Genomic DNA, 22989 nt, shown 5'->3' with positions numbered 1-22989 from the left:
GGGTGCGCCGGGAGGACAATAGCCCCCTCTCTGTCTGGATGGACCCTGGCCCATGCGTTGGCTTACCCCGTTGTTGCTGCTGCTGGCCATCGCGCCGGCCCACGCCGATGAAATCCGCTGCCTGACCGGCGGCAGCCGCCAGCAGATCCACCTCGAATGGAAAATCCCCGAGGGCACCGCGGACGGCGAACGGGTCAGCCATGTGCGTTATGCCGGCAAGACCCAGTGGCTGCGACTGACCCTGGCCTCGCAGGAAAGCACGGTGCTTGCCGAGGACCGCCCCTGGCAGTTCGACACGGTGTGGGACGAGCACCTGGGCGGCAAGGTCATCGGCCACTATGCGATCAGCTCGCAAGGCGCGCGGATCTATGACTTCTCGTACACCAACGCCCGCACCGGCCAGCAGACCGCGTTCGGCGAAGACGTCGAGGCGATCACCGACACCGGCTGCCACTGGGAATGAGTGTCCGGCCTTTGTGCCGCTTTCGTCACCTTCGCCCCGGTCATGCGCGCCGCGCAGCTGCTTACGACGCTTGGCAGTAGTAATGCTGCGCCGCGTTCGGTAAAACTCGCAGACTTGTCGTTAACAGTCATCCACCGCGAGGCCCCATGTCATTGCTCCGGCGCAAGTCCCTAGACACCGTCACCGTCCATGAAGCCGGCAGGCAACTGATCCCGACCCTGAGTTGGCCGCACCTGATCGCGCTGGGCATCGGCGCGATCGTCGGCACCGGCATCTACACCCTGATCGGTGTCGGCGCGAACCTGGCCGGCCCCGCGGTGCTGATCTCCTTCGCGATCGCCGGTGCGGTCTGCGCCTGTGCGGCCCTGTCCTACGCCGAGCTGTCGACGATGATGCCGGCCGCCGGCAGCGCCTATACCTACAGCTACACCGCGCTCGGCGAAGTGGTGGCCTGGGTGGTCGGCTGGAGCCTGATCCTGGAGTACTCGCTGGTGGTCAGTACGGTGGCGGTCGGGTGGTCCGGCTACGCGGTCGGCTTCCTGCATGGCTTTGGCATCGACCTGCCCCTGATGCTGACCGCCGGTCCCCACGTGGAAGGCGGCTTCATCAACCTGCCCGCGGTGCTGATCACCTTCCTGGTGGCCGGCATGCTGATGGCCGGCACCAAGGAGAGCGCCACCCTCAACGCGGTCCTGGTGGTGATCAAGATCATCGCGCTGACCGTGTTCGTGGCGATCGCCCTGCCGCACTTCGATACCGGCCACATGGAGCCGTTCATGCCGTTCGGCTTCGTCAAATCGCTGGGCGCCGATGGCGTGGAACGCGGGGTGATGGCGGCCGCGGCGATCATCTTCTTCGCGTTCTACGGCTTCGATGCGATCTCCACCGCGGCTGAAGAAACCAAGAAGCCCGAGCGCGACCTGGCGATCGGCATCATCGGCTCGATGGTCGGCTGCACCATCATCTATGTGCTGGTGGCGCTGGCCGCCGTGGGTGCGATGAGCTACACGATCTTCGGCCAGAGCGCCGAGCCGCTGGCCCTGATCCTGCGCGAGCTGGGCAGCCCGGGCGCGGCCAAGTGGATCGGCGCAGCGGCGGTGATCGCGCTGCCGACCGTGCTGCTGGCCTTCCTGTATGGCCAGAGCCGCATCTTCTTCGTCATGTCGCGCGATGGCCTGCTGCCGCGTGGCCTGTCCAAGGTCAGCGCGCGCACCGGCACCCCGATCGCCACCACGCTGTTCACCGCCGTGCTGGTTGCGGCGCTGGCCGGTGTGGCACGCCTGGACGAGATCGCCGCACTGGCCAACGCCGGCACGCTGGCCGCGTTCACCGCGGTGGGCCTGTGCCTGGTGGTGCTGCGCAAGCGCGAGCCGAACCGGGTGCGCAAGTTCCGCACGCCGCTGGCCTACGTGGTCGGCCCGCTGGCGGTGATCGGCTGCGTGTACCTGTTCTTCAGCCTGCCGAGCACCACCCAGCTGTACTTCCTGGCGTGGAACGTTCTGGGCCTGATCGCCTACTTCGCCTATGGGCGTCGCACGGCGGTGCGGGGCAAGGCCGGATCGGGGCGTGTGCCGACCACCGGTCGGCACCTACCGCCGCCATGTTCGGGTAGAGCCGAGCCATGCGCGGCTGCATTGCGCGTTGCCGAGCAAGGCTCGGCACTACAGGTCCGGGATCAGGGTTTGGCTGCCTGTTGGGCATGCGCCTGGGCCTGCGCCATCACCCTCAGCAGGTTGCCGCCCCAGATACCGGCGATCTGCTTCTCGCTGTAGCCCTTGCGCAGCAGCCACGCGGTGATCTTCGGCAGCTGGCTCACGTCCTGCAGATCAGCCAGGCCACCGCCGCCATCCCAGTCCAGCCCGATGCCCACGTGCTCAGGGCCGACCACCTTCAGGATGTGCTCGAAGTGGGCGAAGAAATCGTCGAGCGTGGCCTTGCGCAGCGGGATGCGCTGGTCGATCTCTTCCAGCCCCTTCTTCAGCGCGACGCCCTGCTGGATGCTCATGCCGTCGTAATCGGTACCGAGCTGTTCCATCAGGGCCGTCTCGGCCGCCTTGCGCGCCTCGCTCTTGCCGGTATCGATCAGGTAACCGCCATACGCGTTGACCTGGATCACGCCGCCGGCCTTGGCCAGCCGCTTCAGGCGCGCATCGTCGAGATTGCGCGGATGGTTGTAGATCGCCTTGGCCGAGCTGTGCGAGAGCACGAACGGCACCGGCATGCGTTCGATCAGATCATCGAACACCGCATCGGAGGCATGCGACTGGTCGATGACGATGCCCAGCCGCACCGCTTCATCCACCAGCGCCTTGCCGGCCGGGCTCAGGCCCTTCCACTCGGCGCCCTTGGGGTCGGTAGCCGAATCGGCGAACTCGTTGTTGGCGAAGTGCACCGTGCTGAGCAGGCGCAGGCCGGCCAGGTGGTAGTAGCTGAGCAGCGTGGGGTCGTCGACCAGCGGGCTGGCGTTCTCCATGCTGATGTAGACCACGCGCTTGCCGGCGGCCTTGATGCGCGCAGCATCGGCGGCGGTCAGCGCAAGCTGGAAGGTGTCCGGGTGCGCGGCGAGCATCTCGCGGATTTCGGTCAGCCGCAGCAGGCCGGCATCGCGGTCATGCTGGTGCGCCTGCGCGCTGCGGTCGCCCTGGTCGGTGTAGATCGCCCAGAAGCCGCCATCGAGCGCGCCTTCGACCATGCGCGGATAGTCCACCTGCGACAGCGCGTTGTGATCGTGCCGCTGGGTGATGTCGAAGCCGTCGCGGTGGAAATTGGCCGGCGTGTCGAGGTGGCTGTCCAGGGTCAGCAGCCGGTGCTGCAGCGTGGACGCCCTGGCCAGTTCCTGCGGGGTGAATTCGATCGCGTGGGCGGCCAGTGGCGTGCACAACGCCAGCGAAACCAGCAAAGACAGACTGCGCAACGTCATGACGCCTCACCTTGGATGGGAAGCGTCAGACCATAGCGCCGAGAGGACAACAAACGGTAGTGCCGGCCGCTGGCCGGCTCCCCGCGACACTCGGAGACCAGGAGGAGCCGGCCAGCGGCCGGCACTACCCGATGCCTAACGTGGCCGGAATCCCGGTGCGGATCAATCCACCACGCGGCAGAACACGGCCTTGAGGTAGCGCGATTCCTGCACGTGGGCCATGAACGGGTGGTCCGGACCGGCGCCGGCCACCTTCAGGATCTGGATGGTGCGGCCCGCGTAGAACGCGGCGCGGCGCAGCATGTCCAGGAACTGATCCTCGGCCACCAGGCCGGTGCACGAGAACGTGGCGAGCAGGCCACCGGGCTTGACCACGCCCAGCGCCAGCTTGTTCATGTCCAGGTACTTCTTCAGCGCGGTGATGACCTGGTCGCGGTCGCGGGTCATCTTGGCCGGGTCGAGGATCACCACGTCGAACTGCTCGCCGCGGTTGGACGCATCGCGCAGCCACGGGAAGATGTCGGACTGGATGAACTTCGGACGCACGTTGTTGAGCTTGGCGTTGCCCTTGGCGATGGCGATCACGTCTTCATCGATGTCGATGCCGACCACCTCGGCCGCACCGCGCGCGGCGGCATACACCGCAAAACCGCCGGTGTTGCAGCACAGGTCCAGCACGGTCTTGCCTTCCACCTGCTGGCTCAGCCACTGGCGGTTCTCGCGCTGGTCGGCGAAGAAGCCGGTCTTGTGCGCGCCGGCCGGGTCGGCGCGGAACTTCACGCCGTACTCGGTGATCACCGAGGCTTCGGTGGTGGTGTTGCCGTGGAAGTCGAAGCTCTCCTGCTTCTGCACGTGTTCGTCGGCGAAGCTGTGGAAACGGCAGCCCGGGAACTGCTCGCGCAGGGCCTCGTAGACCCACTCGCGGTGGCGGAACATGCCGGCGGCGAAGAACTCGACCACGACCAGATCGCCATAGCGGTCCACGACCAGGCCGGACAGACCGTCGCCTTCGCTGTGGACCACGCGCCACGCGTCGGAGATCTCGTCCAGCTTGAGCACCTCACGACGCAGCGACACCGCCTGGGCGATCTTGCGCGAGAACCAGCCGGCGTCGACCGGGATGGCCTGATCGGTCTCCAGGATGCGCACGGCGATGCGCGAGTGACCGTTGTAGAAGCCACGCCCGATCCACTCCCCATCCACGCCGATGACGTCGACGATGGCACCGGGTTTGGGACGGACGGCCGGCTTTTCGACCAGTTTCTGGAAGATCCACGGGTGGCTGGAGCGCCAGGCGTTCTTGAGGCGGACAACGGGAAGGGGGGTATTCATGGGCGTATTGTAAACGGCCCCCGGCCCCGGCCGGCAGGCCGCCATTTGACGCCGGCCCCCGGCACCCCGCAGAATCGGCCCCAGAAGGGGAGTAGCTCCCAGACGTTGTCGCCGTCAATTCGAGCCCGCAGGCTCCGGTGCAACGGCAGTCCCACCCATCGGGACTGCGAGCGAGACCTTCGCCGTATGGCGAAGCTCTGTCCCCGGATCCCCCCGATCCTCCGTTGCAGATCCTCGCCGTCCGGCTTGAGGCATTCTATTTTTCCAACGGACAAACCCAATGCAGACGATCGGTAATGTGTGGTTGTGGGGCGGCTTCGGCGCGGTGGTGATCATCGCGTTGCTGGTCGATCTCGTTTTGATGCGACACGGCGGGCCGCACAAGGTCACCTTCAAGGAGGCCCTGTGGTGGTCCATCGGCTGGGTCGCGCTGGCCCTGGCCTTCAACGGTGGCCTCTGGTACTACCTGAACGAGACCGCCGGCCAGGTGGTGGCCAACCAGGTCGGCCTGGAGTTCCTGACCGGTTACCTGGTCGAGAAAGCCCTGGCCGTGGACAACATCTTCGTGTTCCTGATGATCATGGGCTACTTCGCGGTGCCCGAGAAACAGCGCCAGAAGGTGCTGATCATCGGCATCCTGGGCGCGATCGTGCTGCGTACGATCATGATCTTCGCCGGCAGCGTGCTGCTGACCAAGTTCCACTGGCTGCTCTACGTGTTCGGCGCGTTCCTGCTCTTCACCGGCTGGAAGATGTGGTTCTCGGCCGGTAGCGAGCCGGATCTCGAGACCAACCCCGCCCTGCGCTGGATGCGCAAGCACCTGCGCCTGCTGCCGGACTATGCCGGCAACGCGATGAGCGTCATGCGCGATGGCAAGCGCTGGTTCACGCCGCTGTTCGTGGTGCTGATCCTGATCGCGGTGACCGACGTGATCTTCGCGGTGGACAGCATCCCGGCGATCTTCGCGATCACCACCGACCCGTTCATCGTGCTGACCTCCAACGTGTTCGCGGTGCTGGGCCTGCGCGCGATGTTCTTCCTGCTGGCCGGCATGGCCGATCGCTTCCACCTGCTGCCGTACGGCCTGGCCCTGGTGCTGGCCTTCATCGGCATCAAGATGATGCTGATCGACATCTTCAAGATCCCCACCCCGATCTCGCTGGGCGTGGTGGCGGTGATCATCGCCGCGACCGTGGTGCTGAGCCTGAAGAACCCGCCGAAGGAAGGCGGCCACGCCTGACCGACCGTGCCGCCTGCGGGATTGTCCCGCAGGCGGTACCTCTCTCTCCCACGGCGTTGCCCTTGTGTTCATCCGGGGCGACGCCATCCCTAAGGCTATGAACGCCAACCTGCCCCAGCCCGCCGGCGCGCCGCCGGTCCCGTCCCGCAACGACCGTGGTGGTGTGCTGCGGGCATTCAACCTGAGCCTGGCCTTCGTGCTGCTGCTGGTGGCGGTCTATACCGCCCAAGGCCACTTCGACTGGCGTCCGTGGGCGGTTGCCCCGCTGGACAAGGCCGGCCTGCTCGGCATTCTCGGTGCACCGCTGCTGCATGGCTCAATCCAGCATCTCGGTGCCAATGCGGCGGCTTTGCTGATCCTCGGCACGCTGGCCGGCAGCGTCTATCCCAAGGCCACCGTGCGCGCGCTGCCCCTGTTGTGGGTCGGCTCGGGGCTGGGCGCCTGGCTGCTCGGCGATCTGGGCAGCCACCATCTGGGCGCCAGTGGCATCACCCACGGCCTGATGTTCCTGGTGTTCGTGCTCGGCCTGCTGCGCCGCGACCGGCCAGCGATCGCGGCCGGGCTGATCGCCTTCCTTTTCTACGGCAGCATGCTGCTCACCATCCTCCCGCACGAACCGGGCGTGTCCTGGCAGTCGCATATGGGCGGTGCGTTCGCCGGCATCATCAGCGCACTGCTGTTCCGCCTCTCCGACCCGATGGCGCCGCGCAAGCGCTACAGCTGGGAGGACGAGGAAGAGGACGATATCGAGGCAGCGCGCGACGCCGATCTGGAACCGCCCTCCCCGACCCGCGTCCCGGTGCTGTGGCAACCGCGCGAGGGCCGCGACTTCGTGGTGCTGCCGTTCCGGCGGCGCGATGAAGGGTCATCGCTGGACTGACCGGCGACGCCATCTGATGGCATGCCGGGGTAGAGCCAGGCCATGCGTGGCTGCCGTGCGCCGGACATTCAGATATCGCGCCGATCACGATCGTACCGACCAACGGTCGGTACCTACCGGGTCGCCGGTGTGCCATCCCCATCCACCGCGCGCCGGCCCAGCGCCGGGTCATCGGTGAAGAACGCATCGATGCCGGTGGCCAGGTAGGCCCGCATCTCGGCGACCGAACCTTCCGCGTTGCGGGCATTCGGCTCGCCACTGCGGAACTCCGCGGCCTGGAAGTAGTTTTCCGGCCGGAACGTATACGGCACCACCATCAGGCCGGCCGCATGCGCATCGCGTACCAGCGACGTCGGGGTGCCCAGTTTTCCCTGCGCATCCAGCGGAATGACCATGCGCAGGCTCGGGCCGATGCCGTCGGCGTAGGTCGCGACCTCGCGCAGTCCCGCCGGGGTGATCAGGTCGGCATAGCGCTGGCTGCCCTTGGCGGCCAGCACGTCACCGGGCTGCTGCTTGGGATCGCCGAGCAGCTGCAGCAGGCGGATGTTGCTGTCGCGGCCGAGCTTGCCGCGCAGGTAACGCAGGTTGCCGACCTCGAAGGACTGGATCGTCACCGGTGCCACGCGCGTATAGGCGTTGCCCTGCAGCGCGGCGACCACCTTGTCTTCCATCGGCAGGCCGATGCGCGTGAAGTAGGTGCCGTGCTTGATCTCCGGCACCAGCCCGATGCCGCGGTTGGCGCGGCCGGCCTGCTGCACCAGGAAAGTGATGATCTCGTCCAGCGTGGCGATGCGGAACTGGCCGTCGAACGCGGTGCTGCGCAGCTGCGGCAGGCGCTCGCGGGCGTAGAGGGTTTTCAGTTCGGCGAGGGTGAAGTCTTCGGTGAACCAGCCTTCGATGCGTTCGCCATCGATGGTCTTGACCGCCTTGCGGCTGGCGAACTCCGGATGCGCGGCCACATCGGTGGTGCCGCCGATCTCGTTCTCGTGGCGCGACACCAGCACGCCGTCCTTGGTCATCACCAGGTCCGGCTCGATGTAGTCGGCACCGTCGGCGATGGCCTGGGCATAGGCGGCGAGCGTGTGCTCGGGCAGCAGCGCACTGGCGCCACGGTGGCCGTAGACGGCGGCCTTGGCCGGCGTGGAGGAAGACGATTCAGCGCTCATGGCCACCGATGGTGCCACGGCCAGCGACACCAGCAACATACATCCCCACAACTGCTTGGACACTGCAAACCCCTGTCGATAAAGAACCAGGTCAGTGTGCTGCAAGGCTGTGACAGCGCGAAGAAAGGCGTCCCCTACTTCCCGATACAGAAGCTCGAAAAAATCCGCCCCAGCAGATCATCGGCGCTCATCCGCCCGGTGATCTCGCCCAGCGCCTCATGGGCCAGGCGCAGTTCCTCGGCGGCCAGTTCCAGGTGCTCGTGGACGAGCTCCGATTCGGCGCGCTCGGCATGGCCGATGGCCTGGCTGATCGCCTCCACATGGCGGGCACGCGCGGAGAACTCGCCGTCCACGCTGTCGCCGGCGCTGCCACTGGCCAGCGCGCGCAGGCGCGCGTGCAGCTGATCCAGGCCGAGGCCGGTCGCGGCGGAGACATGCACCACGTCCGCCGGGACATCGGACGGGATCGCGTCCAGCAGGTCGCTCTTGTTGTGGATCCACAGCTGCTGCGGCACCTCGGCGATGCTGTCGCCCACCGCATCGCGGCCGGCCTGCGGCTCGCGCGCATCGACCACCACGATGGCCAGGTCGGTGCGCTGCATCTCCGCGCGCGCCCGGCGCATGCCTTCGCGCTCGATGGCATCGCCACCCTCGCGCAGGCCGGCGGTGTCGACCAGGGTCAGTTCCAGGCCGTCGATGCGGATGGTTTCGCGCAGGGTGTCGCGGGTGGTACCGGCGATGTCGGTGACGATCGCCCGCTCACTGCCGGCCAGCGCATTGAGCAGCGAACTCTTGCCGGCGTTCGGCGGGCCCACCAGTACCGCATGCAGGCCGTCGCGCAGTTTGCGGCCGCGCTCGGCATCGTCGCGCAGCCGGAGCATCGCCTGCAGCGCGGTGACCAGGCCACTGCGCACCTGCGCCCCGCCGAGGGTGTCGAGCGGTTCGTCGGCGAAATCGATTGCCGCCTCCACGTGGATCCGCAGCAGAACAAGCTGTTCTGCGACCTCATCGACGCGACGCGAGAACACGCCGTCCAGCGAGCGGCGGGCCGCGCGCGCTGCGCGGGTGTCGCTGGCGGCGATCAGGTCGGCGATGGCCTCGGCCTGGGCCAGGTCGAGCTTGCCGTTGAGGAAAGCGCGCTCGCTGAACTCACCGGGCCGGGCCTGGCGTGCGCCCAAGGCAATGCAGCGCGCGACCAGCTGCTGGAGCACCACCGGGCTGCCATGCCCCTGCAGTTCCACCACCTCCTCGCCGGTGAAGCTGTTCGGCGCCGGGAACCACAACGCGATGCCGTCGTCGATCACCTCGCCGCCCGCATCGCGGAAGCGCGCGTAGTGCGCGTGCCGCGGCTGCATCGCGCGCACGCCGACTGCTTCGGCAATGGGGCGCGCCTGCGGGCCGGACAGCCGCAGCATGCCGACGCCGCCAGCGCCGGGCGCGGTGGCGATGGCCACGATGGTGTCGGGGGCATGGGTCATGTCGGGCTCACTGCAGCGTGCGGGGAATCAGGGGGCATTCTACGGACCACGCGGCTGTGCGGGCCGCAGATGCAGGAAACCCGCCTTGCGGCGGGTTTCCTGTGTGGCTTACTTCTTGGCGGTGACGACCGGCAGCGGATCGCTGCCATGACGCTTGGTCATCCACCACTGCTGGAGCAGGCCCAGGCCACCGTTGACGACCCAGTACAGCACCAGACCGGACGGCATGAAGGCCATCATGACGCCGAACACGAGCGGCATCAGCTGCATCATCTTGGCCTGCATCGGGTCCATGCCCGGCGCCGGGGTCAGCTTCTGGGTGGCCCACATCACCGCCACGTTGATCACCGGCAGGATGAAGTACGGGTCGCGCGCGGTCAGATCCTGGATCCAGCCCAGCCACGGGGCCTGGCGCAGTTCCACCGATTCCACCAGCACCCAGTACAGCGCGAAGAAGATCGGCATCTGGATGAGGATCGGCAGACAGCCGCCCATCGGGTTGATCTTCTCTTTCTTGTACAGCTCCATCATCGCGGTCTGGAACTTCTGGCGGTCATCGCCATAGCGTTCCTTGAGCTGCGCGATGCGCGGCTGGAAGCGACGCATCTTGGCACCGGACTTGTACTGCACGGCCGAGAGCGGATACAGCACCAGCTTCAGCAGCACCACCAGGCCGACGATCGCCCAGCCCCAGTTGTTGACGACCTTGTGGACCTGGTTGAGCACCCAGAACAGGCCCTGGCCGATGATCGCCATCAGCGAGAAGCGGCTGTAGTCGACCACGCGGTCCAGGCCCTTCACGTCTTCCTTGGCGATCAGGTTGACCAGCTTCGGGCCGACCCACAGGCGGGCCTCGGTGCTGACCTGCTGGCCCGGGGCCACGGTGAAGGCCGGGCCACGCGCTTCGATCTGGTCGCGGCCGTTGTTCTGCGCCAGCGAGTACTGCGCGGCCTGGTCGGCCTGCGGAATCCACGCGGTGAAGAAGTGGTGCTGCAGCATCGCCAGCCAGCCGCCGGTGATGGTGCGGTTGAGGTGGCCGTCGTCCAGGTAATCCTTGAACGCGCGACGCTCGTAACCGTCCTGCGGGCTGAACCAGGTCGCGCCGTTGAAGCTGAACGAGTCCGGGTTGGTCATGCTGCGCGAAAGGATGGTCGGGGTGCGGTCCAGGGTGCGGAACACGTAGCCGCTCCACGGAGCGCTGCCGCCGTTGACCACTTCATCCTTCACCGTGATCGCGTACTCGTTGCGACCCAGCGAGTAGGTGCGGCGGATGGTTACGCCGTTCGGGCCGGTCCATTCGAACGGCACCGTGACCTCGTCCTGGCCCTTGGCCAGCACGAAGTCGTGGTTGTCGCCGACCAGCTTGAAGCCGTTGGCGGCGGGCACCGGCATGGTCTTGTCTTCGCTGATCCAGCCACTCACCGCGCGGTACGGGTGGGTCGCCTCTTCGGTCAGCAGTCGGACCGGCGGGCTGCCTTCTTCCTTGGTCTGCGGGAACTGCAGCAGCTCGGCGTCCAGCACCGTGCCACCGTCCAGCACCAGGCGCAGCACGTCGGTGGTGATGGTCACGCGGGCCGGGCCCGTCGCGGCCTGCGCGGTCGGCTGGGTCGCCGGCAGCGTGCCGTCGGCCTGGGGCACGGCGGCACCGGGGATGCTGCCGGCAGCGGCACCCGGCACGCTGGCCTGGGTGGTCTGGGCGGCCACGGCCGGGGTCGGCGGCGCGGCTTTGTCGCGGCCCCACTCCATCCACAGCAACACGGCCACCATCAGCCAGGCAAAAATCAGGAAAACGCGGGTCTGGTTCATCAGCGTGCAGGCTCGGCGGGGCCGGCACGCAATGCCGGCTCGGACTGGGAAAGGGGTGCAACGCCCAGGGGCGGCGGCATTGTGCCGTCCGCGCCCGGCATGGGCAATGCGCCAAGGCGGCGCAGCAGGCGTTCAAAGGCCTGGCGGATTTCGGGATTGCTGGCGGTACGGGCGGCGCTGCGGGCAACGACGACGTAATCGCCGGCACTCATCCACGGCCGTAGATGGCGTGTGGCATCGCGCAACACACGCTTCACTCGGTTGCGACCCACGGCTCGGGGATCGACTTTGCGCGACACCGCAAGACCCAACCTGGCTGGCGTATCGCTCTTCAGCCAGTGCAGGGTCATCAGCGGATCGGACACACGGCGGGCGCCGTTGAAGACCGTTGTATATTCGGCACGCGTACGAACCCGCGCAGAGCGAGGAAATCGCTTGCGCGGGTCGGAACTGCTCACAGTCAGGATTGCGTCTGCCGCGGAAAGCGGCATTGCAATCAAGCGCTCAGGACTTTACGGCCCTTGGCGCGGCGACGCGACAGGATCTTGCGGCCGTCAGCGGTCTTCATACGGGCACGGAAGCCATGGTCGCGCTTACGCTTGAGGTTGCTGGGTTGGAAAGTGCGCTTGGTGGCCATGCGGGCCTCTATATGAAGGGGACGGAAAGAACCGGAAATTCTATAGACCTCATCGAGGTCCCGTCAAGTGTCTGTCACTACGGGAATTCACCGGGCTGTGCAATAGCTGTGGATCATTTTGTGAATAACTTTGGGACAACCATTCCCGGCCCCCCTCGTCGGTGGTAGTCTGCGCCATCCATTCTTCCCCCCTTCCGGCCTGCGGTGCGGCGCTTTTGTTCGCCTATCCGCTGGCCTCAGACGATTATTGCCGATGGATGCCTGGTCTCGTTCCCTCGAACGCCTCGAAGCGGAGTTCCCGCCCGAAGATGTTCACACCTGGTTGAAGCCGCTGCAGGCAGATCTGCGCGCGGACAGCCTGGTGCTTTATGCGCCAAACGCCTTCATCGTCGACCAGGTGCGCGAGCTGTACCTGCCGCGCATCAAGGAGCTGGTGGCACACTTCGCCGGTTTCGGCGACGTTTTTCTTGAAATCGGCTCGCGTCCGCGTCCGGTAGAGGCGCAGATCGCGTCGATTCCGGGCCTGTCGGCGCCCGCGGCCCCGGCGGAACCGCTGGTGCCGTTCGCCGGCAACATGGATTCGCACTACACCTTCGCCAACTTCGTGGAAGGCCGCAGCAACCAGCTGGGTCTGGCCGCGGCGTTCCAGGCGGCGCAGAAGCCGGGCGACCGGGCCCACAACCCGTTGCTGCTGTACGGCGGGACCGGCCTGGGCAAGACCCACCTGATGTTCGCGGCCGGCAATGCGATGCGTCAGGCCAATCCGGCGGCCAAGGTGCTGTACCTGCGTTCGGAGCAGTTCTTCAGCGCGATGATCCGTGCGCTGCAGGAAAAAACCATGGACCAGTTCAAGCGCCAGTTCCAGCAGGTGGACGCGCTGCTGATCGATGACATCCAGTTCTTCGCCGGCAAGGACCGTACCCAGGAAGAGTTCTTCCATACGTTCAACGCCCTGTTCGACGGCAAGCAGCAGATCATCCTGACCTGCGACCGGTACCCGCGCGAAGTCGAGGGCCTGGAAGCACGGCTGAAGTCGCGGCTGGCCTGGGGCCTGTCGGTGGCGATCGAGCCGCCGGACTTCGAAACGCGTGCAGCGATCGTGCTGGCCAAGGCCCGCGAGCGTGGCACCGATATCCCCGACGATGTGGCGTTTCTGATTGCCAAGAAGATGCGCTCCAATGTCCGCGACCTCGAAGGTGCGTTGAATACCCTGGCCGCCCGCGCCAATTTCACCGGCCGTGCGATCACCACTGATTTCGCCCAGGAAACCCTGCGCGACCTGCTTCGCGCCCAGCAGCAGGCGATCAGCATTCCCAACATCCAGAAAACCGTGGCCGACTACTACGGGCTGCAGATCAAGGATCTGCTGTCCAAGCGTCGGACCCGGTCGCTGGCCCGTCCCCGTCAGGTCGCCATGGCCCTGACCAAGGAACTGACCGAGCACAGCCTGCCGGAAATCGGCGACGCCTTTGCCGGCCGGGACCACACCACGGTGCTGCATGCCTGCCGGCAGATCCGGACGTTGATGGAAGCGGACGGCAAGTTGCGGGAAGACTGGGACAAGCTGATCCGGAAGTTGAGCGAATGATGCATGTACGCCGCTAAGGCGTCATCGCATAAAACGGTGCAGAATCCGGTAGTAAGCGCGGGATAGGTTGTGGATAAGAAAGCCGGTCGATTCGACGCTAAAGTTATCCACAGTTTTCCCCACCCCTTGGGGGCTAGTAATGCAGAGGGTTTCGAGGTCAGAAATCCTTTTGTTTACAACGGCTTAGTCGTGTTTTCCCGCGATTCTGGCCCTACCAGCACCACCAAGCTTTTGATTTATTCCACATTTTTTTAAAGCATAGGGGCACGGAACCACATGCGTTTCACACTGCAGCGCGAAGCCTTTCTCAAGCCGTTGGCACAAGTCGTCAACGTGGTCGAACGCCGCCAGACCCTGCCGGTTCTGGCTAATTTCCTGGTTCAGGTCCAGAACGGACAGCTGTCGCTGACCGGCACGGACCTGGAAGTGGAAATGGTGTCGCGGATCGCGGTGGAAGATGCCCAGGACGGCGAGACCACCATCCCCGCCCGCAAGCTGTTCGAGATCATCCGCGCCCTGCCCGATGGCAGCCGGATCACCGTCTCGCAGACCGGTGACAAGATCACCGTGCAGGCCGGGCGCAGCCGCTTCACCCTGGCAACGTTGCCGGCCAACGACTTCCCGTCGGTAGACGAAGTCGAAGCGACCGAACGCGTGGCCATCGGCGAAGCGACCCTGAAGGAACTGATCGAGCGCACGGCGTTCGCGATGGCCCAGCAGGACGTGCGCTACTACCTCAACGGCCTGCTGTTCGACCTGCGGGGCGATGCCCTGCGTACCGTGGCGACCGACGGTCACCGCCTGGCGCTGTGCGAAACCGAACTGGAAAAAGCCAGCGGCGCCAAGCGTCAGATCATCGTGCCGCGCAAGGGCGTGACCGAACTGCAGCGTCTGCTGGAAAGCGGCGATCGCGAGATCGAGCTGGAAGTCGGCCGCAGCCATGTCCGCGTCAAGCGCGACGATGTGACCTTCACCTCGAAGCTGATCGACGGCCGCTTCCCGGATTACGAGGCTGTGATCCCGATCGGTGCCGACCGCGAAGTGAAGGTCGATCGCGAAGCGCTGCGTGCCTCGCTGCAGCGCGCTGCGATTCTGTCCAACGAGAAGTACCGCGGCATCCGCGTGGAAGTCTCGCCGGGCAACCTGAAGATCAGCGCGCACAACCCCGAGCAGGAAGAAGCCCAGGAAGAAATCGAGGCCGATACCACGGTCAGCGATCTGGCCATCGGCTTCAACGTGAACTACCTGCTGGACGCGCTGTCGGCACTGCGCGACGAGCACGTCGTGATCCAGCTGCGCGATTCGAACTCCTCCGCCCTGGTCCGTGAGGCCAGCAGCGAGAAGTCGCGTCATGTGGTGATGCCGCTGCGTCTGTGACCTGAGACGCACAGGTTCCACGTGGAACCGAGTGGTTCAGAGAAGCCCGGCAATGCCGGGTTTCTTTTTGGGCGGAAGAAACGATGTTCCACGTGGAGCATTCACGGATGGGGATATTGATACCGATGTCCCGCGCGGTTGAACCTTCGCACCTCCAGGCCAACGCCTTGTCGACAGGTCCATCGGTCGAGCGGTCATCGGCAGTAGTGCGTCACCCGGCGCGACGCTCACGCGCCAGCCTCGATCCAGCGCTGGGCATCGACTTGGAGGGCGATCATCAGATCCAGTCGATTGCCAGCTGACGCCGTTGTCGATGCGCGATGCTCGAAGATCGAACGTCGTGAACGAGCGGCATTTTCCTCTTGCCCTGGAGCGCAGCGGCAGCCTGCTTTTGAACCGCTGAATCACAGCTCTATGCTTTTAAAAACTGTATATAAATCTAAAGCTAGGTGGTGGTGGTAGGGCCAGATTTGGTTGAAAAGTAGGTTAAGTGCTTGGTTTGAAAGGGAAATATAGCCTCGAAACCCCCGGTAAAACAGGGTCTAAGCCTGGGGGTGATCCTGTGGATATCTTTCAAGCCCTTACTAGGGGTGCTTTTTATCCACAGATTGCCCATGGGTTGTGCATAAGCCATACATGGGGGGTGTGGACAGTCTCGTTTGGGTCTGCGTGGAACCCGTTCGATTCTCGACAACCGTGTCCACCTCCGTCTCGCAGAATTCAAAGAAATTGGCTGTTGGCTGAGATCGACCCGTCCTGACGCGTGGAAATCAGCGCGAATTTCTTGAAATCTGCAGGGCCTCCCTGCTGCGCGCACCTCAGATTTGAAGAAATTCGACGCGTATCTGCCTCGCGATCCCGCTCATCCAGTGACATGTTCCACGTGGCGCGCCGCATATGCCCAACTCGGCCTGGGCGGCGGGACCGCAGCGACCGGTCTCTCGTGGTGGCTCGCGCCCTCGGATGGATGCCTTTGGGGGCCGGATGCCTTTTGGGCCCAGACATCCTGCAGGAAGAGTCGACATCTCCACCGCGGTCCACTCTGCGCGAGGCGGTGTCCCACGTGGAACCAGGGCAATGCAGTAAGCTGATCGATTCCCCCTACCCGTCTGCCGCCCCGTGCGGCGTTGATCGTCCGCATGCACATCCGCCGTCTGTCCCTGCACCAGGTCCGCCGCTTCGACACCGTCGAACTGGCGCCGAAACCGGGCATCAATCTGATTACCGGTGACAATGGCGCCGGCAAGACCAGTGTCCTGGAGGCGCTGCATGTGATGGCGTATGGCCGCAGTTTCCGCGGCCGGGTGCGGGATGGCCTGGTACGTCAGGGGCGGGAGGCGCTGGATGTGTTCGTCGAATGGGACGAGCAGCGCGAAGGCGCAGATACACCGACCCGTCGAAAGGCGGGGCTTCGCCACAGCGGCCAGGAGTGGAAAGGCCGGCTGGACGGGGAAGACGTCGCCCAGCTGGGCACGCTGTGTGCAGCCCTGGCCGTGGTGACCTTTGAACCTGGCAGCCACGCCCTGGTCAGTGGCGGCGGTGAGCCTCGCCGGCGATTCCTCGATTGGGGCTTGTTCCACGTGGAACCAGACTTCATGGGGCTGTGGCGGCGGTACTCACGGGCCCTGAAGCAGCGCAATGCCCTGCTCAAGCAGGGCGGGCACCCGCATGCCCTGGATGCATGGGATCGGGAGCTGGCCGAAGCGGGCGAACCCCTGACAACCCGCCGCCAGCACTACCTGGAGCGGCTGCAGGAGCGGACCGTGGAACTGGCCGGCGTGCTGGCGCCCAATCTGGGCATCCAGTCGTTGAACCTCAGCCCCGGCTGGCGCAAACAGGAGCTGTCCCTCTCCGACGCCCTGCTCCTGGCCCGCGAGCGCGACCGGATGGCCGGCTACACCTCGGTGGGTCCGCACCGGGCAGACTGGAGTGTCGGGTTCGAGACCATCCCCGGGCGGGATGCGCTTTCGCGCGGACAGGCCAAATTGACCGCCCTCACCTGCCTGCTGGCCCAGGCCGAGGACTACGCGGAACAGCGCGGGGAATGGCCGGTCATCGCGCTGGACGATCTTTCTTCCGAACTGGATCGCCACCACCAGGCGCGGGTGCTGGAGCGGCTGAAGGCGGGCCCGGCGCAGATCTTCATCACCGCCACCGAAGTCCCGGCGGCCCTGGTGGACGCACCGGATATCACCCGGTTCCACGTGGAACATGGACAGGTCCAGCCTGTGCCATAGTGGTCCCCCCAGGGGCCACGGTGCCCGGCTGGTATAATTGCTGTTGCAACCCCTTATTACCCGGCGCCCCGCCTCACCGCGATGGCCCGACCTGCGGAGCCTACGGCAAGCGCAATGACTGAAGAACAGAACATCCCCGCAAACAGCGGCAACTACGACGCCAACAGCATCACCGCCCTGGAAGGCCTCGAGGCTGTCCGCAAGCGTCCTGGTATGTACATCGGCGACGTCCATGACGGCACCGGTCTGCACCACATGGTGTTCGAGGTTGTCGACAACTCCATCGACGAAGCCTTGGCCGGTCACGCGGACAACGTCTCGGTCATCATCCATGCCGATGGCTCGGTCTCGGTGTCGGACAACGGCCGTGGCATCCCGACCGGCAAGCACGAGCAGATGAGCAAGAAGCTCGACCGCGAAGTCTCCGCGGCCGAAGTCGTGATGACGGTCCTGCATGCCGGCGGCAAGTTCGACGACAACAGCTACAAGGTTTCAGGCGGCCTGCACGGCGTCGGCGTCAGCGTGGTCAACGCGCTGTCCCAGAGGCTGCTGCTCGATATCTACCAGGGCGGCTTCCACTACCAGCAGGAATTCGCGGACGGTGCGGCGGTCAACTCGCTGAAGCAGGTCGAAGCCAGCAGCAAGCGCGGCACCACCCTGCGCTTCTGGCCGTCGGTGAAGGCGTTCCACGACAACGTGGAGTTCCACTACGACATCCTGGCCCGCCGCCTGCGCGAGCTGTCCTTCCTCAATTCCGGCGTCAAGATCGTGCTGGTCGACGAGCGCGGCGATGGCCGCCGTGACGACTTCCATTACGAAGGCGGCATCCGCAGCTTCGTGGAGCATCTGGCGCAGTTGAAGACGCCGCTGCACCCGAACGTGATCTCTGTGACGGGCGAGTCCAACGGCATCGTCGTGGACGTGGCGCTGCAGTGGACCGATTCCTACCAGGAAACGATGTACTGCTTCACCAACAACATTCCGCAGAAGGACGGCGGTACCCACCTGGCCGGCTTCCGTGGTGCGCTGACCCGTGTGCTCAACAACTACATCGAGCAGAACGGCATCGCCAAGCAGGCCAAGATCAACCTGACCGGCGATGACATGCGCGAAGGCATGATCGCGGTGCTGTCGGTGAAGGTGCCGGACCCGAGCTTCTCCAGCCAGACCAAGGAAAAGCTGGTCAGCTCGGACGTGCGCCCGGCCGTGGAAAGTGCTTTCGGCCAGCGCCTGGAAGAGTTCCTGCAGGAAAACCCGAACGAAGCCAAGGCGATCGCCGGCAAGATCGTGGACGCCGCGCGTGCCCGTGAAGCGGCGCGCAAGGCGCGCGATCTGACCCGCCGCAAGGGCGCGCTGGATATCGCCGGCCTGCCGGGCAAGCTGGCCGACTGCCAGGAAAAGGATCCGGCGCTGTCCGAACTGTTCATCGTCGAGGGTGACTCGGCAGGTGGCTCGGCCAAGCAGGGCCGCAACCGCAAGAACCAGGCGGTGCTGCCGCTGCGCGGCAAGATCCTCAACGTGGAACGCGCGCGCTTCGACCGGATGCTGGCTTCGGATCAGGTCGGTACGCTGATCACCGCGCTGGGCACCGGCATCGGCCGGGACGAATACAACCCGGACAAGCTGCGCTACCACCGCATCATCATCATGACCGACGCCGACGTCGACGGCGCGCACATCCGTACGCTGCTGTTGACGTTCTTCTACCGTCAGATGCCGGAGCTGATCGAGCGCGGCCACATCTACATCGGCCTGCCGCCGCTGTACAAGATCAAGCAGGGCAAGCAGGAGCTTTACCTGAAGGACGACCCGGCACTGGACGCGTACCTGGCCAGCAGCGCAGTGGAAAACGCCTCGCTGATTCCGGCCGAAAGCGAACCGGGCATCGAAGGCGTGGCCCTGGAGAAGCTGCTGCTCTCCTATGCCTCGGCCCAGGAAACGATCGCGCGCAACGGCCATCGCTATGACCGCCAGGTACTCGAAGCGCTCATCGATTTCACCCCGATGGATCTGGAACACCTGCGCAAGGCCGGTGCCGAGGAAGGCCTGGCCGCGCTGGCGACCCGTCTCAACCAGGGCAGCCTAGGCTCGCCGCGCTACACGCTGGAACTGCAGGAACCCACCGACGAGCGTCCGGCCGCTGTGCTGGTCACGCGTCGCCACATGGGCGAACAGATGATCCAGGTGTTGCCGCTGGCCGCGTTCGAAACCGGCGAACTGCGTGCCCTGCACCAGTCCTCGCTGCTGCTGCATGGCCTGGTCCGCACCGGTGCCAAGATCAGCCGCGGCGCCAAGTCGGCCGAGGTGGCCAGCTTCGCCGAGGCGCGCAACTGGCTGCTGGATGAGGCCAAGAAGGGCCGCCAGATCCAGCGATTCAAGGGTCTGGGTGAAATGAATCCCGAGCAGCTCTGGGATACCACGGTCAACCCGGAGACGCGCCGGCTGCTCCAGGTGCGCATCGAGGACGCCGTCGCTGCCGACCAGATCTTCAGCACGCTGATGGGCGACGTGGTCGAACCGCGCCGCGACTTCATCGAAGACAATGCGCTGAAGGTCGCCAACCTGGATATCTGACACAATCGGGGACGGGCCGGCCGGGTGCGACCTGCACCCTGGCCGGCCATCGCTCCCCGATGCCAGGAATCCGATGTCCGCAACCACCCCGGCGTCCATGACGCCTCCGCTGCCCCCCGTCGTTCCCTCTTCACCGCGCGCGCCGGGTTCTCCGCTCGCGGGGTTCTTCATCGATCTGGGCATCGGCACAGCGGTCCTGCTGTCGCTGAGCCTGATCGGCGGGCTGGTCTGGGGGTTGTATCGCGGCGCGACCGTGGGTTACCAGGCCGCCCGCGACGGCGCGGATGCGTCCGCCGTGGCGGATCTGGCCCAACAGCTGGGCCAACCGGGTGCACTTGCCCAGATCCTGATGGCACTGGGCGCCACCGGTGGCGCGGCGCTGGTGCTGTACTTCTTCCGTCGCCGGGCCACGCCCGCCGAACGTGCACTGTCCTTCCAGGCCGCGCGTCGCCCCTCGACATGGGGGTGGACGTTGCTGGTCGCCACCGCTGTGATCATCGGCAGCAACCTGATCGCCTGGCTGGCCAAACAGGCCGGCATCGAGCCGGTGCCCACCAATCTGGCGCTGATGGAACAGGCGGTCACGCGTTTCCCGTGGTTCCTCGCTCTGTTCGCCGTCGTGCTCGCGCCGGCCTACGAAGAGCTGCTGTTCCGCCGTGTCCTGTTCGGTCGCCTGTGGCAGGCCGGCCGCCCGGTGCTGGGCATCGTCCTGAGCAGCCTGGCCTTCGCGCTCGTGCATGAAATCCCCGGCACCAGTGCCAACGGCCCGTGGGAAATCGCCCAGCTGTGGCTCGTCTACGGCAGCATGGGCGCGGCCTTCGCCTGGTTGTACCAGCGCACCGGCACCCTGTGGGCCCCGATCGCCGCACATGGGTTGAACAACGGCATCGCGCTAATGGCGCTGATGTTCCTGGGCATCCAATGATCACTGCGCGGCTTGACGAAAATTTACGTCGCCGCGTTCCACACTGCGCACATGAACACGGGGGATCGCACATGAAACCAGTACTGTTGGGAATTGCCATCGCCATGCTGGTGAGCGCGTGCGCCACCACGACGTCGCCGACCGGCCGCCGCCAGATGGTCGGCGGGGTGTCGCAGGCCGAACTGGATCAGCTCGGCGCGCAGGCGTTCACCGAAACCAAGTCCAAAGGCACGCTCAGCAAGGATCCGAAGCAGACGGCCTACGTGCAGTGCGTAGTGAACGCGCTGGTCGCCCAACTGCCCCAACAGTACCGTGGCGTACGGTGGGAAACAGCGCTGATGGTCGACAAGGAACCCAACGCATTCGCCCTGCCCGGCGGCAAGGTGGGGGTCAACACCGGCATCTTCACCGTCGCCAAGAACCAGGATCAGCTGGCCGCGGTGATCGGGCACGAGATAGGGCACGTCATCTCCCGCCACCACGAAGAACGCATCACCCGGCAGATGGGCGCGCAGACCGGCCTGTCGGTGCTCGGTGCGCTCGCGGGCGCGGCGTACGGTGAGGGGGCGGCCAGTACGGTCAACCAGCTCGGCGGCGCTGGTGCCCAGGCAGCGTTCCTGCTGCCGGGGTCGCGCACCCAGGAAAGCGAGGCCGATATCGTCGGTCAGCGGCTGATGGCCGAGGCCGGTTTCAACCCGGCGCAGGCTGTCGATCTGTGGCAGAACATGATGGCGGCCAGTGGCGGCCGGTCACCGCAGTGGCTGTCCACCCACCCCGATCCGGCCAACCGCATCCGCGAATTGCAGCGAGACGCGCCGTCCCTGAGTGGTGTATACCAACAGGCCCAGGCGGCCGGGCGGCGGCCGAAGTGCGGTTGACGCCCCCGTATACGACCAAAAGATGCTGTATTGCAGCATCGGAAACGATTTCTCACGCCATCAGTTTCTGATACGTTTGGCGGCTCAGATTTTTCTGACAGTCCGTTTTGATGCCGCTGCGGCGGTTCGATCGAGGTGAAAGATGATTTTCAGCAATCACAAGCAAGCCGTCCTTTCCGTCCTCATCGCGACCGCTGTAAGTGGCGCCATGATCACCGATGCCTTTGCCCAGGCCCGCTCGTCCGAGCGCGGTGCCCGCGGTGGGAAGAAGCAGGCCAAGGCCGAAGTGCTCTACCCGAACGCAACCCGCCAGGAGCCGGAGCAGAAGTCCTCGGCCAAGGTCGGCCCGAAGCTGCAGAAGCTGATTGACAGCTACAACGATCAGAAGTTCCCGGAAACCCGCGCGCAGGCCGAAGAAATCCTGGCCAACCCGGCCGCGAACAACTACGACAAGTCGCTCGCCGCGCAGTTGGCCTCGCAGGCCGCCTACCAGCTCGACGACAACGCCGCCGCCAAGAAGTACCTCGAGCAGGTGCTGCAGCTCGGTGGGCTGGACAACAACGGCCACTACCAGTCGATGCTGATGCTCGGCCAGCTGCAGCTGCAGGACGACCAGACCAACGAAGGCCTGGCGACGCTGGACAAGTATTTCGCCGAGACCAAGTCGAACAAGCCCGAAGAGCTGATCGCCAAGGGCCAGGCGCTGTACCAGGCCGAGCGTTACGCCGAGGCCATCCCGGTGCTGCAGCAGGCCATCGCCGGCTCGCCGGAGCCGAAGGACAGCTGGAACCAGCTGCTGATGGCTGCCATGGCCGAAGGCGGCCAGACCGGTGAAGCGGTCAAGCAGGCAGAGGCCCTCGCCGCCAAGAACCCGAACGACAAGAAAGCCCAGCTGAACCTGGCCAGCATGTACATGCAGGCCGACCAGATGGACAAGGCCGGCGCCGTGATGGGCAAGCTCTACAGCGCCGGCCAGCTGACCGACGAGCGCGAGTACAAGCAGCTGTACTCGATCTACGCCAACAGCGAGAACAAAGAAAAGGACCTCATTGCCGTTATCAATGATGGCCTGCAGAAAAACATCCTGAAGCCGGATTATCAGGTATACCTGGCACTGGCCCAGGCGTACTACTACTCCGACCCGCAGCAGACGGACAAGGCGATCGAGGCGTGGCAGAAGGCTGCCCCGCTTTCCAAGGACGGCGAGACCTACCTGAATCTGGCACGCGTGCTGCATTCGGAAGGTCGCATTCCGGAGGCCAGGCAGGCCGCCCAGCAAGCGCTGGCGAAGGGTGTGAAGAACCAGGCGGATGCCAAGAAAATCATCAACCTGAAGTAAGTAGGAATAACGCCTGAATGCCTGCAGAAGTGATGCGCAGGCGCTCAGGATTGGTATAAGCTTGGAGGTTCCTGCGGTGTCATGCACCGCTGATCATGGGCTACCTGTCCCCGGGTATCCCGGCCCCACTAATGAGCTCTTGGCGCATG

Annotated in this window: 18 protein-coding genes; 11 read left to right on the top strand and 7 right to left on the bottom strand. The window is 65.4% G+C overall.

Annotation, left to right across the window (positions count from 1 at the left end):
• The first annotated feature begins 52 nt into the window (after window positions 1-52).
• Entirely contained in the window at window positions 53-463 is a 411-nt protein-coding gene (locus tag ABE473_RS03345; RefSeq protein WP_346488488.1) for a hypothetical protein, read from the top strand.
• A gap of 146 nt (window positions 464-609) precedes the next feature.
• Window positions 610-2235, top strand: coding sequence for an amino acid permease (locus tag ABE473_RS03340; RefSeq protein WP_346488487.1), 1626 nt, complete (start codon window positions 610-612; stop codon window positions 2233-2235).
• Here the strand turns inward: ABE473_RS03340 and ABE473_RS03335 are convergent.
• Together ABE473_RS03335 and ABE473_RS03330 are read right to left on the bottom strand one after the other, a co-directional pair.
• Window positions 2139-3383, bottom strand: coding sequence for a dipeptidase (locus ABE473_RS03335; RefSeq protein WP_346488486.1), 1245 nt, complete (start codon window positions 3381-3383; stop codon window positions 2139-2141). The genes ABE473_RS03340 and ABE473_RS03335 overlap by 97 nt on opposite strands.
• Before the next feature lie 162 nt (window positions 3384-3545).
• Window positions 3546-4715, bottom strand: a complete 1170-nt coding sequence (locus ABE473_RS03330) for a class I SAM-dependent rRNA methyltransferase (protein ID WP_346488485.1) — start codon at window positions 4713-4715, stop codon at window positions 3546-3548.
• A gap of 280 nt (window positions 4716-4995) precedes the next feature.
• Between ABE473_RS03330 and ABE473_RS03325 the strand changes: the two genes are divergently transcribed.
• Together ABE473_RS03325 and ABE473_RS03320 are read left to right on the top strand one after the other, a co-directional pair.
• Window positions 4996-5955: a TerC family protein gene (locus tag ABE473_RS03325; RefSeq protein WP_346488484.1), complete on the top strand. Its 960-nt coding sequence runs from the start codon at window positions 4996-4998 to the stop codon at window positions 5953-5955.
• A gap of 97 nt (window positions 5956-6052) precedes the next feature.
• Entirely contained in the window at window positions 6053-6835 is a 783-nt protein-coding gene (locus ABE473_RS03320; protein WP_346488483.1) for a rhomboid family intramembrane serine protease, read from the top strand.
• A 113-nt stretch (window positions 6836-6948) separates the two neighbouring features.
• Here ABE473_RS03320 and ABE473_RS03315 read toward each other — a convergent pair whose 3' ends face one another.
• From ABE473_RS03315 to rpmH, 5 genes are all read right to left on the bottom strand, one after another.
• Window positions 6949-8040 carry a glycerophosphodiester phosphodiesterase gene (locus ABE473_RS03315; protein ID WP_346488524.1) on the bottom strand — a complete coding sequence of 364 codons (1092 nt, stop codon included), beginning with the start codon at window positions 8038-8040 and terminating at the stop codon, window positions 6949-6951.
• Window positions 8041-8135: 95 nt separating this feature from the next.
• Window positions 8136-9479: a tRNA uridine-5-carboxymethylaminomethyl(34) synthesis GTPase MnmE gene (mnmE, locus tag ABE473_RS03310; RefSeq protein WP_346488482.1), complete on the bottom strand. Its 1344-nt coding sequence runs from the start codon at window positions 9477-9479 to the stop codon at window positions 8136-8138.
• Between the two features lie 108 nt (window positions 9480-9587).
• Window positions 9588-11285, bottom strand: coding sequence for a membrane protein insertase YidC (gene yidC, locus ABE473_RS03305; protein WP_176990744.1), 1698 nt, complete (start codon window positions 11283-11285; stop codon window positions 9588-9590).
• Entirely contained in the window at window positions 11285-11776 is a 492-nt protein-coding gene (gene rnpA / locus ABE473_RS03300) for a ribonuclease P protein component (protein ID WP_176990745.1), read from the bottom strand. Before rnpA ends, yidC begins: the two co-directional genes overlap by 1 nt.
• A 5-nt stretch (window positions 11777-11781) precedes the next feature.
• Window positions 11782-11922 (bottom strand): 50S ribosomal protein L34, encoded by a 141-nt coding sequence (gene rpmH / locus ABE473_RS03295; protein WP_006404565.1) that lies wholly within the window; start codon window positions 11920-11922, stop codon window positions 11782-11784.
• Window positions 11923-12175: 253 nt separating this feature from the next.
• Here rpmH and dnaA point away from each other — a divergent pair, with 253 nt between their 5' ends.
• From dnaA to ABE473_RS03260, 7 genes are all read left to right on the top strand, one after another.
• Window positions 12176-13510, top strand: a complete 1335-nt coding sequence (gene dnaA / locus ABE473_RS03290) for a chromosomal replication initiator protein DnaA (protein WP_176990746.1) — start codon at window positions 12176-12178, stop codon at window positions 13508-13510.
• Between the two features lie 276 nt (window positions 13511-13786).
• Entirely contained in the window at window positions 13787-14887 is a 1101-nt protein-coding gene (gene dnaN, locus ABE473_RS03285; RefSeq protein WP_019184048.1) for a DNA polymerase III subunit beta, read from the top strand.
• Between the two features lie 1139 nt (window positions 14888-16026).
• Complete coding sequence (recF, locus tag ABE473_RS03280) at window positions 16027-17124, top strand: DNA replication/repair protein RecF (protein WP_346488481.1); 1098 nt, start codon at window positions 16027-16029, stop codon at window positions 17122-17124.
• A gap of 114 nt (window positions 17125-17238) precedes the next feature.
• The gene (gene gyrB, locus ABE473_RS03275) at window positions 17239-19698 is read left to right on the top strand and encodes a DNA topoisomerase (ATP-hydrolyzing) subunit B (RefSeq protein ID WP_179460658.1); all 2460 of its coding nucleotides are present in this window, start codon (window positions 17239-17241) and stop codon (window positions 19696-19698) included.
• A gap of 73 nt (window positions 19699-19771) precedes the next feature.
• Entirely contained in the window at window positions 19772-20623 is an 852-nt protein-coding gene (locus ABE473_RS03270; protein WP_346488480.1) for a CPBP family intramembrane glutamic endopeptidase, read from the top strand.
• 71 nt (window positions 20624-20694) lie between these two features.
• Window positions 20695-21501, top strand: coding sequence for a M48 family metallopeptidase (locus ABE473_RS03265; protein ID WP_176990750.1), 807 nt, complete (start codon window positions 20695-20697; stop codon window positions 21499-21501).
• Window positions 21502-21643: 142 nt separating this feature from the next.
• Window positions 21644-22840, top strand: coding sequence for a tetratricopeptide repeat protein (locus tag ABE473_RS03260; RefSeq protein ID WP_346488479.1), 1197 nt, complete (start codon window positions 21644-21646; stop codon window positions 22838-22840).
• The last annotated feature ends 149 nt before the right edge of the window (window positions 22841-22989 follow it).

Source organism: Stenotrophomonas sp. TWI700 (assembly GCF_039673645.1).
GTDB classification, from domain to species: Bacteria; Pseudomonadota; Gammaproteobacteria; order Xanthomonadales; family Xanthomonadaceae; genus Stenotrophomonas; species Stenotrophomonas maltophilia_AA.
Note: the sequence above shows the minus strand (reverse complement) of the source record. Positions and strands in the feature narration are given on the sequence as shown.

Bases quoted from the DNA above. Each gene is read 5' to 3' on its own strand.
- ABE473_RS03270 (WP_346488480.1), top strand. From the start codon at position 19,772: ATGTCCGCAACCACCCCGGCGTCCATGACGCCTCCGCTGCCCCCCGTC.
- rpmH (WP_006404565.1), bottom strand. From the start codon at position 11,922: ATGGCCACCAAGCGCACTTTCCAACCCAGCAACCTCAAGCGTAAGCGC.
- mnmE (WP_346488482.1), bottom strand. From the start codon at position 9,479: ATGACCCATGCCCCCGACACCATCGTGGCCATCGCCACCGCGCCCGGC.
- dnaA (WP_176990746.1), top strand. From the start codon at position 12,176: ATGGATGCCTGGTCTCGTTCCCTCGAACGCCTCGAAGCGGAGTTCCCG.
- rnpA (WP_176990745.1), bottom strand. From the start codon at position 11,776: ATGCCGCTTTCCGCGGCAGACGCAATCCTGACTGTGAGCAGTTCCGAC.
- ABE473_RS03330 (WP_346488485.1), bottom strand. From the start codon at position 4,715: ATGAATACCCCCCTTCCCGTTGTCCGCCTCAAGAACGCCTGGCGCTCC.
- ABE473_RS03320 (WP_346488483.1), top strand. From the start codon at position 6,053: ATGAACGCCAACCTGCCCCAGCCCGCCGGCGCGCCGCCGGTCCCGTCC.
- dnaN (WP_019184048.1), top strand. From the start codon at position 13,787: ATGCGTTTCACACTGCAGCGCGAAGCCTTTCTCAAGCCGTTGGCACAA.
- ABE473_RS03325 (WP_346488484.1), top strand. From the start codon at position 4,996: ATGCAGACGATCGGTAATGTGTGGTTGTGGGGCGGCTTCGGCGCGGTG.
- yidC (WP_176990744.1), bottom strand. From the start codon at position 11,285: ATGAACCAGACCCGCGTTTTCCTGATTTTTGCCTGGCTGATGGTGGCC.
- ABE473_RS03345 (WP_346488488.1), top strand. From the start codon at position 53: ATGCGTTGGCTTACCCCGTTGTTGCTGCTGCTGGCCATCGCGCCGGCC.
- ABE473_RS03335 (WP_346488486.1), bottom strand. From the start codon at position 3,383: ATGACGTTGCGCAGTCTGTCTTTGCTGGTTTCGCTGGCGTTGTGCACG.
- ABE473_RS03260 (WP_346488479.1), top strand. From the start codon at position 21,644: ATGATTTTCAGCAATCACAAGCAAGCCGTCCTTTCCGTCCTCATCGCG.
- ABE473_RS03340 (WP_346488487.1), top strand. From the start codon at position 610: ATGTCATTGCTCCGGCGCAAGTCCCTAGACACCGTCACCGTCCATGAA.
- ABE473_RS03315 (WP_346488524.1), bottom strand. From the start codon at position 8,040: ATGTTGCTGGTGTCGCTGGCCGTGGCACCATCGGTGGCCATGAGCGCT.
- recF (WP_346488481.1), top strand. From the start codon at position 16,027: ATGCACATCCGCCGTCTGTCCCTGCACCAGGTCCGCCGCTTCGACACC.
- ABE473_RS03265 (WP_176990750.1), top strand. From the start codon at position 20,695: ATGAAACCAGTACTGTTGGGAATTGCCATCGCCATGCTGGTGAGCGCG.
- gyrB (WP_179460658.1), top strand. From the start codon at position 17,239: ATGACTGAAGAACAGAACATCCCCGCAAACAGCGGCAACTACGACGCC.